This window comes from Motiliproteus sp. MSK22-1, assembly GCF_001968815.1.
Classification (GTDB): domain Bacteria; phylum Pseudomonadota; class Gammaproteobacteria; order Pseudomonadales; family Balneatricaceae; genus Motiliproteus.
The window spans coordinates 1-18,056 of sequence record NZ_MIEQ01000073.1; the positions used below are offsets into that span (position 1 = coordinate 1).

Annotated in this window: 13 protein-coding genes; 1 reads left to right on the plus strand and 12 read right to left on the minus strand. The window is 46.4% G+C overall.

From position 1 onward, the window contains the following. The first annotated feature begins 179 nt into the window (after positions 1-179). Positions 180-416, plus strand: a complete 237-nt coding sequence (locus tag BGP75_RS20790; RefSeq protein WP_076720816.1) for a hypothetical protein — start codon at positions 180-182, stop codon at positions 414-416. 80 nt (positions 417-496) lie between these two features. On the opposite strand, the gene BGP75_RS20795 is transcribed toward BGP75_RS20790, so the two are convergent. From BGP75_RS20795 to BGP75_RS20850, 12 genes are all read right to left on the minus strand, one after another. Then, on the minus strand, positions 497-1,270 hold the full coding sequence (locus tag BGP75_RS20795) for an enoyl-CoA hydratase (RefSeq protein WP_076720817.1): 774 nt from the start codon (positions 1,268-1,270) through the stop codon (positions 497-499). A gap of 94 nt (positions 1,271-1,364) precedes the next feature. Next, a complete protein-coding gene (locus BGP75_RS20800; RefSeq protein WP_076720818.1) occupies positions 1,365-1,946 on the minus strand; it encodes a DUF2889 domain-containing protein in 582 nt (193 codons plus the stop codon). A 58-nt stretch (positions 1,947-2,004) separates the two neighbouring features. Beyond that, a complete protein-coding gene (locus tag BGP75_RS20805) occupies positions 2,005-3,714 on the minus strand; it encodes an AMP-binding protein (protein WP_076720819.1) in 1,710 nt (569 codons plus the stop codon). 107 nt (positions 3,715-3,821) lie between these two features. After that, entirely contained in the window at positions 3,822-4,136 is a 315-nt protein-coding gene (locus BGP75_RS20810; RefSeq protein WP_076720977.1) for an SCP2 sterol-binding domain-containing protein, read from the minus strand. A 159-nt stretch (positions 4,137-4,295) separates the two neighbouring features. After that, a complete protein-coding gene (locus tag BGP75_RS20815) occupies positions 4,296-6,095 on the minus strand; it encodes an acyl-CoA dehydrogenase C-terminal domain-containing protein (protein WP_076720820.1) in 1,800 nt (599 codons plus the stop codon). A 363-nt stretch (positions 6,096-6,458) separates the two neighbouring features. Continuing rightward, the gene (gene fadA / locus BGP75_RS20820) at positions 6,459-7,634 is read right to left on the minus strand and encodes an acetyl-CoA C-acyltransferase FadA (RefSeq protein ID WP_076720821.1); all 1,176 of its coding nucleotides are present in this window, start codon (positions 7,632-7,634) and stop codon (positions 6,459-6,461) included. A 19-nt stretch (positions 7,635-7,653) separates the two neighbouring features. Continuing rightward, the gene (gene fadB, locus BGP75_RS20825; RefSeq protein WP_076720822.1) at positions 7,654-9,822 is read right to left on the minus strand and encodes a fatty acid oxidation complex subunit alpha FadB; all 2,169 of its coding nucleotides are present in this window, start codon (positions 9,820-9,822) and stop codon (positions 7,654-7,656) included. A 356-nt stretch (positions 9,823-10,178) separates the two neighbouring features. Continuing rightward, a complete protein-coding gene (locus BGP75_RS20830) occupies positions 10,179-11,213 on the minus strand; it encodes an AraC family transcriptional regulator (RefSeq protein ID WP_076720823.1) in 1,035 nt (344 codons plus the stop codon). Beyond that, positions 11,206-12,117: a universal stress protein gene (locus BGP75_RS20835; protein ID WP_076720824.1), complete on the minus strand. Its 912-nt coding sequence runs from the start codon at positions 12,115-12,117 to the stop codon at positions 11,206-11,208. Before BGP75_RS20835 ends, BGP75_RS20830 begins: the two co-directional genes overlap by 8 nt. Next, positions 12,104-14,725 (minus strand): RND family transporter, encoded by a 2,622-nt coding sequence (locus tag BGP75_RS20840; protein ID WP_083704968.1) that lies wholly within the window; start codon positions 14,723-14,725, stop codon positions 12,104-12,106. The genes BGP75_RS20835 and BGP75_RS20840 overlap by 14 nt, the downstream gene beginning before the upstream one ends. Positions 14,726-14,787: 62 nt before the next feature. Next, positions 14,788-16,008 (minus strand): YCF48-related protein, encoded by a 1,221-nt coding sequence (locus tag BGP75_RS20845; RefSeq protein ID WP_158070147.1) that lies wholly within the window; start codon positions 16,006-16,008, stop codon positions 14,788-14,790. 629 nt (positions 16,009-16,637) lie between these two features. Next, on the minus strand, positions 16,638-18,011 hold the full coding sequence (locus BGP75_RS20850; RefSeq protein WP_076720826.1) for a DUF1329 domain-containing protein: 1,374 nt from the start codon (positions 18,009-18,011) through the stop codon (positions 16,638-16,640). Between the last annotated feature and the right edge of the window lie 45 nt (positions 18,012-18,056).

Consider the following 18,056-nt stretch of genomic DNA (forward strand, 5'->3'; position numbering starts at 1 on the left):
AAAGTAAATACTGTAAAAACTTAACTAAACGTATGTACGTAAGTCATATGAATTCACGAGTCACTTACTTCAATGTTTGCTGATCTTACGAATAAGATCTTCTGCAAACAGAGCCATAAGTGCCCACACGAATTACTTGATCGATTTGTTAAAGAGCGGACCGCTTCTCGAAGCGGGGCGTGAATTATAATCGCGCCAATCTCGAAGTCAACTGTTTATTTCAGCCGGTTGATTCAGTCATTCACCTCGGTGAGATCTTCAATCAACCGCTGCAAAACCTGATGCTGCTTGGGTTTTGCCGGACTTCTATTGCCGCCTTCAGCGACAACGTGGGGGCGTATTCTACAGCCCCCGTTCAGAGAGTCAACAGACTCTTTGAATATTTTTTACACTCGCTGATTACCAAGCATATTTAAGGAATTCAATAGTCCTAGAGGATTGATACACTATTACCAAATAAGATGTAGTATTAAATAGAACGATTGGCGTCAAAGCATTATTCAAAGCTCGAGAAATCTGCGGGACGCCGTTGCTGAAATGCCGAAAAAGCTTCAATAGCTTCCGGGGATTGGAGCCGTTGAGCGAAAATATCAATTTCCTCATCCAACACCTGTGTCACAGGTTTACCCTGATGAGTTTTGAGTAGTTTTTTTGTAGCGACCATCGCAGCTGGCGGCTTCGCCGCTAATACCATCGCTTGCTTTCGAGCATGAGACTCCAGATCTTCTGATTCAAGGACGGCATTAACCAAGCCTAGTGACAGTGCATACTCTGCATCAAACGAATCTCCCAACAGCAGAAGCTCCGCAGCCTTCTGATGTCCCAGCATAGCAGGCAGCAAAAGACTGGAACCTCCTTCAGGGACCAGCCCAAGATTAATAAATGGAAGTTGAAATCGAGCATTATCTGCGGCATACACAAGATCACAGTGCAGCAACAGTGTGGTGCCAATACCTACGGCCACACCGTTGACGGCGGCAACAATTGGCTTCTTAAATGCGGCGATCTGATGCAAAAAATCTCGGGCAGGACGAACGGCATTGGCATCCCGCCCCGCTTGCAAAAAATCGTTGATATCATTTCCACTACAAAAAGACGATTCAGAACCAGAAATTACAACCACCCTGACGGCAACATCCTCGCCAGCCTGTTTCAAGATTGCAGCCAACTCCTGATACATCGCCAGCGTCAAAGCGTTACGCTTATCGGGTCGTTTAATACGAATGCTAAGAATTCGATCACTGATCTCCTGCTCAATGAATTCCATCATAATTCAACTCCCCTTTTTCTTATCTATATCCGCTTCAACCCATTCCCGGTGTATAGCTGTGTTTTTGCTTCATCAGCCATATCAATCCTGTCTCTCAATCCAATTGTTTCTGAGATTCCGAATACTCAGGCCAATGCGTTCTAACAACTTCACCGTCAGCTGCTAATGCATGACAACTGTTCAACAGAAATCCATGTATTTCAGGGTTATCTCCTTCATAACCATTTTCAGACTGCCAAACAGTCTGGTATGCAGTTGTTGAGATTGGAGGGAGTAATTCCAATAAATGCGTACAGCCTCTTGTTCCAGCAAAAAGCTCTTTTACCTGACGGGAAAAACCAGGATAAATTCGCAACCCTACTAATTTTTGAAAGGAATCAGTAATTCTGTTGCAAGGATTAAAGGGTGAATAATCAATTCGAGCGACGACAGCATTAATTTGCATAGATCGGTCAATGGTCAGTACCAACGAAATATCGTGCAACGGCTCGCCAGCTGCTATCTGCCCTCCCCGATCAGGGTTACGCATATCGAAGCTTTTTACATCAGTCATTCGCCCTTCGATATCCCATTGTCCATCACTACGACGATAACCCAGACAAGAAACAGACCGGGTATGCAACAAGCTGCGGCTCACTCCCGGGTGTGAGATGACTGAATCGGAATGGTTGTCCATTGGATTATCCTGAGAACAGGGAATTATTGAAAACCCGCAAAATATTAAAGGATGAACATTAACTGGACATACCTTTGTCTGGAGAATTAAGACTCGCGGAATGCTCCTCCTTAAGCGCCCGTCGGAGAACCTTACCAACATTGGTTTTGGGCAACTCATCACGGAACTGAACGGATCGCGGGACCTTGTATCCAGTCAGCTGCTTGCGGCAATAGTTTCGTACATCCTCTTCTGTCAGCTTAGGTTCCTCTGAAACAACAAAAAGCAGAATTGACTCTCCGCTCTTCTCATCAGGAACACCAATTGCTGCGCATTCAGTCACTTCCGGTAACGTGCAAACGACATCTTCAATTTCATTAGGATAAACATTGAAACCGGATACTATTATCAGGTCTTTTTTGCGATCCACGATTCGAAGATATCCATCCTCTTGAATCACTGCCATATCACCGGTTTTTAACCAGCGATCTTCAGTCAAGACTTCTGCTGTTTCTCCGGGTCTGTTCCAGTATCCTTTCATTACCTGTGGACCACGTACACAAAGCTCTCCAGCCTCATTTACCGGCAATGATTTACCCCCTTCATCAGTTACCTTTACCTCAGTCAACGGAAGTGGTTTACCAATAGAGCCTATTTGCTGCTCACCCGGAATGTTGAATGTCACCCCTGGTGAAGTTTCTGTCAGGCCGTAACCCTCAATGACCGGTGAGCCTGTAATGCTATACCATTGCTCTGCTGCATCCCTTGTCAAAGCCATTCCACCCGATGCAGTAAACTTCAGAGAACCGAAATCCACCTCTTTGAAACCTTCATTTTTACAAAGAGCAACAAACAGAGTATTCAAACCAGCAAAACCGCTAAATTTCCAACGTTTTAATTCTTTGACAAACCCAGGGATATCTCTGGGGTTGGGAATCAAAACACTATGATTACCAGTTCCTAGCAGCAGCATGCAATGGAGGGTAAAAGCATAAATATGGTAAAGCGGCAGAGGGCCAACAAACACCTCTTCCCCCTCATCAATACTGGCACTCAAATGACTCATCAATTGCAGCTGATTTGCAACCAGGTTTCCATGAGTGAGCATAGCCCCCTTAGCAACACCAGTTGTACCGCCGGTATACTGCAAAACGGCAACATCATCTACCTCAGGTTGATGACGATCAAAAGAAACTTTCTGCCCCTGCTTTAATGCCTGAGGAAGAGAAATAGCTTCAGGTATACGATATTTAGGTACCATCCGTTTAACGTAACGAATAACAGAATTAAGAACGACCCGCTTAACAGGGCTGTGGAAATCCGCGATCTGAGTAATAACCACATGTTGAATTTCAGTCTCAGCAAGGATTTCTGCTGCCATACTCGCCATATTCGCCAGAATAACCAAGGCTTTCGCCCCGGAATCCTGAAACTGATGCTTCATTTCATGGGTTGTATATAGGGGGTTGGTATTCACAACAACCAACCCTGCACGCAATGCTCCGAAAACAACAACCGGATACTGAATCAAATTAGGCAACTGAACCGCAATGCGATCTCCGGGCTGTAAACCGGACTGCTGCAGGTATGATGCAAAGGCTGCTGATTGCTGTTCCAACTCCGTGTAATCAAGAGTCCTCCCCAGACTGGTAAACGCAGGCTTACCGGCAAAGCGAACGCAGGCCCTTTCCAGGACCTCAACAATAGTGCTTGTGCCGTGAGGGTTTATCGACTCTAAGTAACAGCTTTCGTTTGCAGCAGAAAACTGCGGTTTTTCTAACGCACTCATCTTCACTACCTATTGTTCTTTTTTAGTGTTCGAAGAATAGCAGCCCCGTGGCAATACCTATAGCAGGGTATGCCTATAGCCTCGTTAATGTTCTCGAAATAATAAACTCAGGCAATTGGAAACAACTCAGGAAGGCGCGTAGCCAGCATTAAATCACCATCAGCTTTCAGCTGACCTGACATAAAAGCCTGCATACCATCAGTTTCACCGGATAAAATTTCTGCAAAGGTTTCTTCACTTAACGTTAAAGAAACGGTTGGAGAGCTATGCTCGCCAGTCTCCAGTACACACTGACCCTCTTTTATAATCAGGTGATACGCACCAGCATCTTCAATCTGGTATTGGAAAACAGCATCCAGATCTGCTGCTGCAGCGGGGTTAAATCGACTCAACATCTGTTCAAAATGGTTATTTACACTCATCGTCATAGCCTCAATTCCATACGTACAAAAATTGAATACCTGCACGTATTATTCGTTCACTGTTAAGCACCTGGTAATAATCAGGTGCTTATAAAATGGATTAGCACTCTATTTCTGTTGTACTTTGGTGATGTAAAACATCTTGGATGTTACTCCGGGTCAGAATGAAAACGCCCCTTCTTCCAACTCCATCAAGCAATCAGCACCCGACACCATAGTTTCCGCTAAAGTACGGGTACGAGGTAGAAGTCTCTTAAAATAGAAATTGGCAGTGGATATTTTTGCCTGATAGAACGCCTCTTCATCAGTCCCGGCTGCGATAGACTGCTGAGCAGTTTTTGCAGCTAAAGCCCAGAAATAAGCAAGTACCGCATAGCCTGAGTACATCAGATAATCAACAGAAGCAGCCCCAACTTCATCTCGATTCTGCATGGCCGACATACCAATCTTCATGGTCAATTCACCCCATTCTTTATTGATCGCCTGCAAGGGCTCAATGTATGGCTGCATTTGCGGGTTGTATATTTCAGACTGGCAGAACTTATGTACAATTTTGGTAAATGATTTCAGCGTTTCTCCCTGAGTCATCAACACTTTACGCCCTAAAAGATCTAAAGCCTGGATACCGGTGGTACCCTCATACAGCATAGATATACGGCTATCCCGAACATTTTGTTCCATCCCCCACTCGGAAATGTAGCCGTGACCACCAAAGATCTGCAATCCGAGGTTTGCAGATTCAAAACCGGTTTCAGTCAAAAATGCTTTCGCAATAGGCGTCAAGAACGACAACAGCTGCTCAGCAGCCTGGCGTTCCTCTTCAGTTTCACCATGATTAGCTTTATCCACTTGCTGAGCTGCAAAATAAACCAGTGCGCGCCCGCCTTCAGCAAAGGCTTTCTGAGTTAACAGCATACGTCGCACATCTGGATGAACAATGATTGGATCGGCTGGTTTATCTTCGGCTTTCGGGCCAGTTAGCGATCTCATTTGCAAACGTTCACGCGCGTAGGTCAATGAGTTTTGAAATCCAAATTCAGCATGAGCTAACCCCTGCAACGCGGTACCAATGCGCGCAGTATTCATAAAGGTAAACATGCAGTTCAAGCCTTTATTGGCAGGACCGATCAGATAGCCCTGTGCCCGATCAAAATTCATCACACAGGTGGAATTCCCGTGAATTCCCATTTTGTGCTCAAGTGATCCGCAACTAACACCATTACGCTCAGCCAAACTACCATCAGCATTAACGTGATATTTTGGCACAATAAATAAAGAAATCCCTTTGGTTCCCTTAGGGGCATCAGGCAGTCGAGCTAAAACTATATGAATGATATTTTCCGCCATATCGTGCTCACCTGCGGAAATAAAAATCTTCGTTCCACTAATAGCATAACTACCATCTTCATTAGGTTCAGCCTTAGTGCGTAACAAACCAAGATCAGTGCCACAATGAGGCTCTGTCAAACACATGGTTCCTGTCCAGCGCCCTTCAATTAATGGTACAAGATATTGCTGCTGCTGCTCGTCTGTACCATGAGCTTCAAGGGTATTCATGGCTCCGTGACTCAGCCCTGGATACATACTCCAAGACCAGTTGGCCGTTCCAACGAGCTCATTAATGACAATACCCAGAGATTCTGGCAACCCTTGACCACCCAGGTCAGGTGAATGGGATAACGAAGGCCAACCTCCCTCGACAAACTTATCGTAAGCTTCTTTAAAGCCACTTGGAGTAAAGACCTCTCCATCTTCCCAACGACAACCTTCCTGATCACCACTTCGATTTAAAGGTGCCAGCTCATTTTCAGCAAACTTGGCCCCTTCTTCAAGAATGGCATCAATCAGTTCTGGTGTTGCTTCTTCACCACCTGGTAGCGTTGCGTAATGCTGCTTTATGTTCAGCAATTCATTCATCGCAAAACGCATGTCTCTTAAGGGCGCTTTATACTCAGGCATGTGGGCCTCCGTCTTATTTTTAGTCAGCGCAACCAGTTAATCAGTCAAGCGCTCGATCAAAATAGTTTTTGCTGAAATATCACTCTACAACTACGTTTCTAATAAAACGTGCGAGGCGCAAAAACTGTCATAGCTCTGGTGGTTTCTCAGAGCTGCTAATTTATAACAATAGATTCTCTCAATCATGACTAACGAACAATGTCAAAATCCACCTGAATTACTGACAAATACAATCACAAAAAAGCCTACACTTAAGGTTTAGCCTATAATCATCGCACTTTCCGCTTGTTTTAATAAAAAAAAGAAAGGGCGCTTTGGTTAACCAAAGCGCCCTTTCCAATTATCAATACAAGTCAGTGCAGACTAGAGCCGCTCAATCACCGTGGCTACCCCCTGCCCCATGCCAATACACATCGTCGCGAGCCCAAACGTTCCATCACGCTGCTCCATAACGTTTAGCAATGAGCCAAGAATACGGGTTCCCGAGCATCCCAGCGGATGACCAAGAGCGATTGCACCACCATGCAGATTGACCTTGTCATCCATCACCTCAAGAAGTTTCAAATCCTTGAGTACAGGAAGCGCTTGCGCCGCAAAAGCTTCGTTCAGTTCAACAAAATCGAGATCAGACACCGCCAATCCGGCTCGCTTTAGAGCTTTCTTGGAAGCGGGTACAGGCCCATATCCCATTATCGAAGGATCACAACCAGCTACAGCCATCGAGCGAATCTTAGCTCTAGGCTTTACGCCTAGCGTCTGTGCTTTCTCTGCGGACATAACCACCATTGCCGAAGCTCCGTCAGAAATAGCCGAAGACGTACCCGCAGTAACGGTTCCATTTTTTGGATCAAACGCCGGGCGTAATTGTGCCAAACCTTCTAACGACGTTTCTGGACGAATAACTTCATCCACCTCAATCAAGCGCTTGAAGCCATCCGCGTTATAGCCTTCCATAGGGATGATTTCATTGGCAAACCCCCCTTCAATTGTTGCAGCATGTGCACGCTGATGGGAACGCACTGCAAAAACTTCCTGCTGTTCACGACTGATACCATGAAGCTTAGCCAGCATTTCTGCAGTCAGCCCCATCATCATTGAAGCTTTCGCCGCATGCTTGCTCAGTGCTGGAGTTATATCCACACCATGCATCATGTCCACGTGCCCCATGTGCTCAACACCACCGACCATAAAAAGATCACCATTACCGGTCTGTATTGCCTGAGCAGCACTATGGACCGCAGACATTGATGAGCCACAGAGACGATTCACTGTTTGCGCTCCGACGGTGTAAGGCAGACGACTCAACAGACCAACGGCACGAGCTACGTTGAACCCCTGCTCCTTGGTCTGGTTCACACAGCCCCAAATAAGATCTTCGACCTCAGCAGCTTTGATTTCCGGATTTCGATCCAATAGCGCATCCACCAGAAGTGCAGACATTTCGTCCGCTCGCAGATGGCGAAAAGCTCCGCCTTTTGAGCGCCCCATTGGGGAGCGCACAGCATCAACAATCACTGCATCTTTAGCATCTAAGCTCATAACTTTCTCTCCCTCAGGGTTAATCGTAAAAACGTGTATTTTCAACAACCATGGTTTTCATGCCCGAAGTCGGGTGATACAAGCCGCCCAGCTCAACGTAGGCATCAGCTTTCTGACAGAAAGCGGCGACCCCTGTGTCATCAATATAGCGCAGAGCTCCACCTCTGAACGGAGGGAAGCCAATTCCGTAAATAAGCCCCATATCCGCTTCAGCAGCAGAACTGACAATGTTCTCTTCAAGACAACGCACCGTTTCGATACAAAGCGGCATCATCATTCGCTCAATAATCTGCTCATCGGTTAACTCAAGAGTCTGTTTCACTAATGGTGCAATTAACGCAGCCACTTCCGGAGCAGCTTTTTTACGTGGTTTCCCTTTCCGGTCAAGCTCATAGTTATAGAAACCTCGCGCGTTTTTCTGCCCCAGACGATCAGCTTCAACCATGACGTCAATGGCTCCTTTGCCCTCACTTGCCATGCGATCGGGATACCCTGCTGCCATCACTTTTTGAGCATGAACGGCGGTATCCATGCCAACAACATCCAACAAATATGCAGGTCCCATTGGCCAGCCAAATTTCTCCATTACTTTATCAATACGCTGGAAATCTACGCCATCTTCAAGCAGCTTGCCAAAGCCTGCAAAGTACGGGAACAATACTCTATTGACCAAAAAGCCTGGGCAGTCATTAACCACGATCGGGGTCTTACCCATAGCCTGGGCATAAGCGACCGTCGTCGCAATGGCACGATCACCGGTCTTTTCACCACGAATAACTTCCACCAAAGGCATTTTATGAACAGGATTAAAGAAGTGCATGCCACAGAAGTTTTCCGGACGCTTCAGCCCCTGCGCAAGGTGAGAAATTGAAATGGTCGACGTGTTGGAAGTCAGCACCGTTTCTTCAGAGACTTCCTGCTCGACTTCAGCCAACACACTGGCTTTGATCTTCGGGTTTTCTACAACGGCTTCGACGACAATATCAACGTTGCCAAAGTCACCGTAGCTTTGAGTGGCACGAATCCCCCCAAGAACAGCAGCCATTTTTGCAGAGGTCATACGGCCTTGATCGACTCTTTTGGTCAGTAACTTAGAAGCTTCATCCAGACCCAGCTGCAAAGCTTTTTCAGTTATATCCTTCATTAGAATCGGAGTATTGCGACTGGCAGACTGATAGGCGATTCCCCCCCCCATGATACCCGCTCCCAGCACGGCTGCCTGATCCACTTTAGAAGCCATCGGAGCGTGGGCAGCTGCAGCTTTCTTGATACGCTGATCACTAAGAAAGAGTCCCACAAGATTTCGGCAAACATCAGTCTTGGCTACCTTCACGAATCCCTTAGCTTCCACTTCCAATGCCTGGTCACGCTTAAGCCCCGCATGTTTCTGAATCGTTTTGATTGCAGCGACTGGAGCGGGGTAATGGGGTCCTGCTTTGCCGGAAACAAATCCCTTCGCGGTTTCAAAGACCATCAGATTGTCCAGCTGTCCTAATTTCAAAGGCTGCTGTTTTTCTGCACGCTTCGCCAGATAGTCTAATTTATTAGTTACGCCATCTGAGCGTTTCTGCTGGCACTGATCCAACAAGTCCAGGGCTGCTTGTCGAACATTCTCAAGTGGAACAACAACATCTACAGCCCCCTCAAAAAGAGCATCCTTGGCTTTCACTTCTTTTCCGGCACAAATCCACTCAAACGCATTATCTGCGCCGATCATTCGAGGTAAACGCACGGTACCACCCCATCCAGGGAAGATTCCCAGTTTTACCTCAGGTAAACCAACCTTAGCGTCCTCGGCCATGACTCGGTAATCAGCGCTAAGGCAAAGTTCAAATCCGCCACCCAGCGCCAACCCGTTAATAGCTACGACTGTCGGACAAGGCAGATCTTCCAGTGCACAAAGAGTACGATTTATCTCCATGTTCATGGCGATAATATCATCATCAGATTTATCAAATACCCCATGGAACATGGTGATATCAGCACCGACGATAAAGGCTTCTTTGGTACTGCTGATCAGCAACCCTTTAAGATCGGTGCGCTCCTGTAGCAAGCGAACGGTTTCATGCAGTTCTGTCAGAGTTATCTCATTGAACTTATTGATCGACTCCCCTTCCAGATCGAATTTCAGCTCAAAGATGCCGTCTCCAAGGGACTCTACCTTTAAGGCTTTTCCTTGATATATCATGCGTTCACCTATATTTACCCGCACCTGTTATTGTCCGCCACCAGCACAACTCCTGGTGATCAAGTAAGAACAAACAACACCGAATGAATCCATGCTGCTTTATTTGCTTTGTTGCGCAAAGATACAAGGAAACCCGTCTAATCACTTCTACTGACGGGTTTCAATTCATTGTAGAACAGTCTAAATAACCAGTCTTTTCTCTCAATAGCAATTAGCGCCCAATTTGGTAACAAATATGACCACTCCATAAAAAATCGAACAACAAACACCAACATATAAGAAGCACAAGCAACCCAAAGAAAATAACAACCAGTCGCCAGGTGACAAAACCATTCATCAAGCACAATCAGTCAATATCAAAGTGCGCTTCTTCGATAATCCCCAGGCGTCATTCCTGTCCACTTTTTAAAAGACCGAAAAAAAGCACTTGTTTCATCAAACCCCATGAGAACAGCCACATCGTTATTACTCAACTCAGGACAGCTGAGGTAGTTGGTGGCAGCCTCTCGACGACATTCATCCTTAATCTTTTGGAAGGACGTATCCTCTCTTTGTAACCGTCGCCGCAGCGTAGTAACTGACATATTAAGACTCTCTGCAACCGATTCTGCGCTGGGCATTTCACGACTAAAATCACGACCAATAATAGACTGGACCCTGGATTTCAAACTGTTGTCATCATCAACCATCACCAGCAGTTGATAGGGCGCTGTTTTCAAAAACCCTTCGAGAGTTTCCTCCGTTTGAATAATAGGCAAATCCAGCAAGGTAGAAGAAAACTTGATAAGGTTATCGGACTGATTGAAGCGTACCGGGGCCTGAAACAGCACTTCATATTCAGATACATTCGCAGGTTTAGAAAAGCTGAAACTGACAGACTCCAACTCCAATCTTCTGCCAGCTAACCAGCAGACATAATGATGCCAAACTGACAAAGCCGTTCGAATAGCCATCTCAGTGCTGTCATTAATGATTTCCATAAACTCTTCATGAGGAACCGGCCCCACCGGGCTCATCATAACTTGCGCATAACGACCGCGGGTTTCCAAAGCGGGCTTGATACGAGCTCCCCGGCATATCTCATAAAACTCCGAACACCGCTGAATAGCCTGCCCTACCGTCTTACAATGAATGACGCACAGACACATCATTCTGAATGTACCATTGGGTACCCGACCACCACTGGGCATTCCAAAAGATTCATCCCGCATCATCCACATGACTTTCTGATAAAGCTTGCTGTATTTAGAAGCTGGAAACTCGTCGCGTTCGAAGTCCCGTAAATCAATTTCAGCCGCATCCAAAAGCGCCTGTAAGCCAGACCCCTGAGAATCCAATGATTTCAGTAATGAATGCACGTAGGATGTAGGGACGGTTATCTTGTTATTCATCAATAACTTCCTTCAACGGAGAACTACCTTCAGCCTGGGAGTGATCAGATAGCATCTGCAAAATATCTTCATAACCCTCAGGCTTCAGAGCAAGCACGTCGGCGTTAAGCTGTGTCAGGATTGCTTCTGCGGTATTCCCACCCAACAGCGCTCCACGAAGTCCACTACGGGCCACCGTCCCCATCACAACCAATCCTGCATTCTGTTGTTTACAGTATTTTGGTATCAGCACTTCAGCCGGCCCTTCCGCCACTTCCTGATGGGCTGGCGAGATCGACAGAGTGTCGCAAAGCGATTCACAGTAGGAGCGGAATCGAAGGCCCATTGCTGCTTCTGTTTGGTGTTCGCGGGCTGCGGATTGCATCGGGCTAGGATAAGCCGTTACCAGATGAAGGGGACTTTGACTAATCTCCGCAACCTGACTACCCATCTTCAAAATCTGCCTGTTTAAAAGACTGTGATCAACATCCTCTGGATCAGCATCAATGGCAGCCACTAAGGGACGGGATTCCCAGCTATCCTGCTGCCTGACGATCAACACGGGACAGGAAACGTAACGCAGTAACTTCCAGTCTCTGGGTGTATACAAAGCCTCTGCTAACGGTCGACTTCGATCACTGTATTTGATAACCAGGCCATGAGCCTCTTTCCGCACAGCAGCCAGGACATTATCAATCAGATCCCCTTTTCCCCACACCGCCTCCTGTGCCTGAAAGCCTTCAGCAGTTAACTGATCAACATAACTTTGGAGCCAATCTTTATGCTTCTGATGACGAGGACGCTCATCAGCAATAAGATGTATCTGCGCACCTAACCGGGAAGCTATCAAACAGCCTCGATTCAGTGCCGGCTGCTCCTTATGCCCTGCCCGTAAAACAATCAGCAGTCTGTTATTGAATGGCATCTTTTATATCTCCCGAATTGTTTTGATCTTTCGAGACATTCGAATCATCATTAAAGTCATTGGCCTTCACTTCATCATGCTGTGATGCCTTCGAAACTTCTGGAAACTCTGTGGCTGGAAACAGTTGTTCTTTCTTCTCAGAGAAATCAACGGCCTGGGCACGATCTATTGACTGAACAGGAGCAATACCGAGGGCTGGTGTGTGCATGCCAGAAGAGGATCCTTCACCCCCTTCCATCATCACAGAGCTTATTACTTTCGGCTTGATCAAGAAGTAGGCCAGAGCTGGCAACAGCACCAGTGCACCCAACATATTCCAAAGGAACATAAAGGTCAGCAAGACCCCCATATCCGCCTGAAACTTAATCGGCGACAATAACCAGGTACCTACTCCAATGGCTAATGTAAGCCCTGTAAATGCCACCGCCCTGCCTGTTGTCATCAGGGTTAGCAGATATGCCTCACTCAGCGCCATACCTTGGGACAGGTAAGATTCCAGACGACTGTAGATATAGATTCCATAATCAACGCCGATACCGACACCGAGGGCAATAACCGGTAAGGTCGCAACCTTGACACCAATACCAAGAAAAGTCATCAATGCTTGACATAGCACCGATGTCAGCGCCAACGGAACAATGATACAAACCAGAGTACGCCAGGACCGGAAGGTTATTAAGCACAGCAGACCAACAACTCCATAAACCCAGGCCAGCATTTGATATTGCGCGGTCCCTATGACTCGGTTTGTCGCCGCCTCAATACCTGAATTACCCGCAGCTAACTGGAATTGAATGGAATCAGTATTATGATTTTTTGCAAATAGCTCCGCAGCACTAATCACCCGCTCAAGCGTGTCGGCCTTATGGTCATTAAGGAAAATAAGCACCGGTGTAAGGCTGCATTGGGCGTTGACCATGCCTTGAGGAACATAGGCTAAAGCAGCATTCAGCAGATACTGATTGCGGCTCAACGCATGCCATTTCAAACTACCTTCACTGAGCCCGGAAAGTGTTGATTTTGCTACATCTGCCAGTGAAAGCGCAGATTGAACTCCTTTTACATTAGCCATTTCCCACTGGAAACGATCTATAAGATCAAGGTTTTCAAAACTAGCACACTGCTCTGCTTCTGTTTCCACCATAACGACAAATATGTCACTACTGGTACTGTAGTTTGATGTCATAAAAGCATTATCAAGATTGTACCGGGAGTCAGGACGCAGCTCTGGCGTTCCCGGATCCAGGTCTCCTATCTTCAAATCACGACTGATATTCACTCCAAATGCAAACAGCAGACCTGCGACAACGACGGTCACCATGGCTGTTCTCGGGCGGGTAAAGCCTTGAAACAGCGTCCAGAGTGAACGCTTAGCAATCCGCCCCTCAACCTGCTGCTGAGCTAAACTATTCGCTGTAGCCTGAGCTGCAACATGGCTTAAAGCCTTCGGGCTAATACTCAAATAAGACATTAACACAGGCAGAAGTAATAGATTTGTTAATACAACGACAGCCACTCCAATTGCCGCCGCAACTGCCAACTCTTGAATAACGGCAATATCAATCACCATCAGCGTGATAAAACCGATACCATCACTGAACAAGGCCGTCAGTCCTGGTATGTAAAGACTACGAAACGAACGTCGAGCAGCAGCAAGAGGTTCTGCACCCTGAGCACTCTCCATCGTGATGCCGTTAATAATCTGCACCCCATGACTCACGGCTATCGCAAATACCAGAAACGGCACCAGCATCGAGTAGGGATCCAGACCATAGCCCAGAGAGTGCAGCAGACCCAACTGCCAGATTACTGCCAGCATTGAGCATGAGAGAGCAACCAAAGCGCTGCGCAAGCAGCGTGTATAGAGGTACAGCAATATTGCCGTAATGATCAGTGCCAGCAGAAAAAACATGACAACTTCTGAAGCACCTTCAATCAGATCCCCGACTACTTTAGCAAATCCGGTAATGTGAATTTGAAACTGATCAGTCTGATATTTATCCCGTATGACTTCTTCCAACTGAGCAGAAAAAGCCTGGTAATCCAACCGGGCACCGGTCTCGGGGTTTATGTCGAATAAAGGAGCATGAATTATTGAAGATTTAAAGTCATTGGCGACCAGACGTCCGACCTGACCTGATCTCAAGGTATTCTGGCGCAGCTGCTCAAGGCTGTTATCACTGCCATCATAGTCATTGGGGATTACAGCTCCCCCTACAAACCCTTCTTCAGTAACCTCTTTCCAGCGAACATTTGGGGTCCAAAGTGATTTTAGTGCTGAGCGATCGACACCAGGAATAAAAAACACCTCATCGGTAACCTGTTTTAATAACTCCTGGTATTCTGCTGTAAAGATATCCCCGTCTCTAGCTTCGACAGCAATACGGATAGAGTTCCCTAATCCAGCCAGGTCCTCTCGATGAGACATAAAATTCTGGATGTAAGGATGCGAGCCTGGAATCATCTTCTCAAAGCTGGCATCTGGTTTCAGCCCCATGGCCTGGTAACCCAACACCAGACTGATCAGAAAAAACAGAATCAGCATTGCCGGTCTGTTTCTAAAGATCAAACGCTCCAGAATAGACTCAGACTGACTGATCGGATCCATCAACTGTTGTTCTACAGGGTTTCTCTTACGATTGCCCTGGGAACTGTCATTTCGTTGGCGAGTCACTTGAGAGCCTCCTGCAACTGCTGATTATTGAAGAGACTGACTCCACCTTGCCCAACTAGAATTAGCCCTCCGGTGTTGGTTTTCGCTAACGCACTGTAACTACGCCTTCCCGGCTGGATCTTAGAACTAAACTGACGACCACCATCATTACTAAAACTGAGATTTCCGCTGCTCCCTACGGCCACAACGTCTCTATCACCCAACTGCGCTACCGCAGTAAGAGTCGAACGAGTCGCCATATCCAGCTCCGTCCAATTATCCCCTTGATCTTCGCTGACATAGCCTCGTCCTCTTAATCCTGTTACTAACAACTTTCCTTCAGGTAGCACCTCTGCAATGGCATAAAATGATCCTTCGTAAGGAGAGTCCAGTAGCTGCCAGTTGTCACCATTATCAGTCGAGCGAAACAAAACCCCTGCCTCTCCGGCAATGTAGATATCTCCCTGGCGGGTCTGAATAATGGCATTGAGATGAAACCCATCAGGATTCTCTAGCTTTTCCATCTGCGGAATCCAATGCTTTCCGCCATCCTTGGTTTCAAAAATCAGTCCATAAGATCCAATCACCCAACCCTGTTGCTCACTGATGAACAGCAGATCGAAGAAAGGTTTAGTTGGACCTTCTTCCTCTGCAATCACGGCGTCTTCCAATGCCATTTCATAGCTTTCTATGCGCTCTTCCAGCTCAGAACCATCTTCGCCCCGCTCTTCAATTAATTGAAGCCGTTGCTCCACCTTCCCCAGCAGCTGCTGATAGTGCTTTACAACCATCTGATTAACTTGAAAACCATCCAGCTGCTTTTGCCAACTACGGCCAGCATCTCGCGTGTTTAGTATCACACCGTCATGACCAACAGCCCAACCATTGGAACTATTAACAAAATCTATTGCTGTAAGTGATACGGAAACAGGTACTGATGACTGCTGCCAGCTGAGCCCATTATCATTAGAATAAAGAATATGGCCCCGTTCCCCGACAGCATAAAAACTATTGTCAGTTACAGTAATATCCAACAGTAAAGACTGCTTCGCCAGACTGGAAGTCATGGCAGGAAGTGAAAGACGATCTATTTTCTGCCCACCACTTTCGGCAAAGAGTGAACAGGAGAACAGCATCATTGAGATAGGTAACAAACCAGATGGGAAACCCAGGCGAGAAAGCAAGCGAAAGAGCTGCCTTAAAGACAACCCAAATACGTTGACTTGATACAGAGTCATATACCTATCCATTAATTATCATTATTAGACTAGCTAGTGACATTTCCAACCACATCGAGACAAGTTCAATTTTCAATTCTCGTAGAGCGCTCTGGCATCAGGTGCTCATTTATGGTGCTACAGACACTTAACTATAGGCGTATAATTACAATATCGACAAAAATCAGGCTTGCCTAGATGTTAAAATACGCCTCAATATCCAAAAGACTCTCAAATCACTCCATTATTCTCAATAACATTACCCTTCAAAATTAATAACATTTTCGCTCTTAGTAACACTCACACACTGACAATAACCGCCAAAACGGCATCTGATCCAGATAAAGCCAAAGCTTCAGCAACGCCAGACAACAGCACCTCAAAGTAATGCATCAGGTAAAGAATAACCCATTTAATCAAGAAATATATGAAGCATGATAAGAAAGAAGGGAAGGGGAAAGAGGCGTACTTATTCAGAGGCAGGTAAACCCGTAACATATTGACTAAAAATGGTTTATTCCAATTAATTCAGAATTTATTCAAAACCTTTGCTGATTCATACCTTTTTAATCAGATAAAACCACAGACATAAAAATGCCGGAGCGGACAACCGACTCCGGCGCGTACCATTAAACTACTTCAATCTTTGCTTAGCGCTTACCGGAGCGTCTGATTGCAGAAGTAGTAAACTCTTTGCGACTAAGAGATACGCCAAAGTTGAATCCTTCAGCCTCTTCATTGGTTAAACTGCCAGCCAGATAACGACCTGACAACAAGTCATGCAAGACTTCACCAACATGCCAGGGCACCTTAGCATCTCGGTACTGGAAAGCATGCGCCTCACCTACTCGCCACAACTCACCTCGAGCATCATAGTGGTCAACCACTGATGCCTGCCAGCTGTCTTCATCAATATAAAAACGACGCTTAGCGTAAATATGACGCTCCCCTTCCTTCAGGGTTGCTTCAACTACCCATACACGGTGCAGTTCATAACGAAGCAGGTCTGGATTCAAGTGCCCAGGCTTCAGAATATCACTGTATTGAAGATCTCGGGAAGCAAGCTTGAAGCTATTATAAGGAATATAGAGCTCCTGCTTACCAACCAGTTTCCAGTCATAACGATTTGGGGCTCCGTTATACATATCCAGATTATCGGCCGTTCGTAAACCATCAGCAGCCGTCCCCGGAGCATCATAGGCTACTTGAGGCGCCCGTCTGACACGCCGCTGACCAGCATTGTATTGCCAGGCTTTTCGAGGTTGTTTAACTTGATCCAGCGTTTCATGAATCAGCAGCACATTACCCGTTAAACGGGTCGGAGCCAGCACTTGTTGAGTGAAGTAATTGAGGATATTGTCATCCTTCTTGACATCGAACCCATCTTCTAAATACTGAGGCCACACCAAACGCTCCTTGAATCGAACGGGAGTATAGCTACCGTTACGATGTACAGGAACCTGCACCAAGGTGCGCTCCAACGAACCACCACGATAGCGTGTGATATGGTTCCAGATTGCTTCTACGCCGGTTTTTGGAATAGGGAATGGAATAGTCTCTTCAAAATTCAGCAACCCATTACCATTTTCAACAACTGTTGTTTGAGTAGCATTCTTCTTAGCGACATCATAGACATGCTGCGGAAATGCTCCTGTCCGATGAGTTGGATAAACATTTATCTTATAACTGTCCGGATACTTCTTAAGCAGAGCCATCTGCCCATCAGTAAGCTTACCGCTATATTGCTCAGCATTGGCCGCAGTGATCGTAAATAATACTTGTTCATCGGCGTAGGGATTCTGGTAACGATCGCCTGAAAACTCATCAGGCTGGCCACTCCAGGCAGGAATGGTTCCCTCTGCATTACCCGCTTTAAGCGCACCAATCGGAGTTAAAGAAGCTCCCAATTGTGACGCGTCATCGGCAGAAACCGCTGCCTGAAGTACAGTGGCCTGCAATGCCAGCGCAAGCGCCGAAACGGCTAAAAAATTCTTTTTACTTACTATATTCTTTTTATTTATCATAAAGCTATCCTCATGCACCAGAAGGCAGACCTCCTGGCTTACAGC

What these genes read in the sequence shown, in the direction of transcription:
- BGP75_RS20795 (WP_076720817.1), bottom strand. Translation starts at nt 1,270, where the DNA reads ATGATGGAATTCATTGAGCAGGAGATCAGTGATCGAATTCTTAGCATT.
- BGP75_RS20800 (WP_076720818.1), bottom strand. Translation starts at nt 1,946, where the DNA reads ATGGACAACCATTCCGATTCAGTCATCTCACACCCGGGAGTGAGCCGC.
- BGP75_RS20805 (WP_076720819.1), bottom strand. Translation starts at nt 3,714, where the DNA reads ATGAGTGCGTTAGAAAAACCGCAGTTTTCTGCTGCAAACGAAAGCTGT.
- BGP75_RS20810 (WP_076720977.1), bottom strand. Translation starts at nt 4,136, where the DNA reads ATGAGTGTAAATAACCATTTTGAACAGATGTTGAGTCGATTTAACCCC.
- BGP75_RS20815 (WP_076720820.1), bottom strand. Translation starts at nt 6,095, where the DNA reads ATGCCTGAGTATAAAGCGCCCTTAAGAGACATGCGTTTTGCGATGAAT.
- fadA (WP_076720821.1), bottom strand. Translation starts at nt 7,634, where the DNA reads ATGAGCTTAGATGCTAAAGATGCAGTGATTGTTGATGCTGTGCGCTCC.
- fadB (WP_076720822.1), bottom strand. Translation starts at nt 9,822, where the DNA reads ATGATATATCAAGGAAAAGCCTTAAAGGTAGAGTCCCTTGGAGACGGC.
- BGP75_RS20830 (WP_076720823.1), bottom strand. Translation starts at nt 11,213, where the DNA reads ATGAATAACAAGATAACCGTCCCTACATCCTACGTGCATTCATTACTG.
- BGP75_RS20835 (WP_076720824.1), bottom strand. Translation starts at nt 12,117, where the DNA reads ATGCCATTCAATAACAGACTGCTGATTGTTTTACGGGCAGGGCATAAG.
- BGP75_RS20840 (WP_083704968.1), bottom strand. Translation starts at nt 14,725, where the DNA reads ATGGATCCGATCAGTCAGTCTGAGTCTATTCTGGAGCGTTTGATCTTT.
- BGP75_RS20845 (WP_158070147.1), bottom strand. Translation starts at nt 16,008, where the DNA reads ATGACTCTGTATCAAGTCAACGTATTTGGGTTGTCTTTAAGGCAGCTC.
- BGP75_RS20850 (WP_076720826.1), bottom strand. Translation starts at nt 18,011, where the DNA reads ATGATAAATAAAAAGAATATAGTAAGTAAAAAGAATTTTTTAGCCGTT.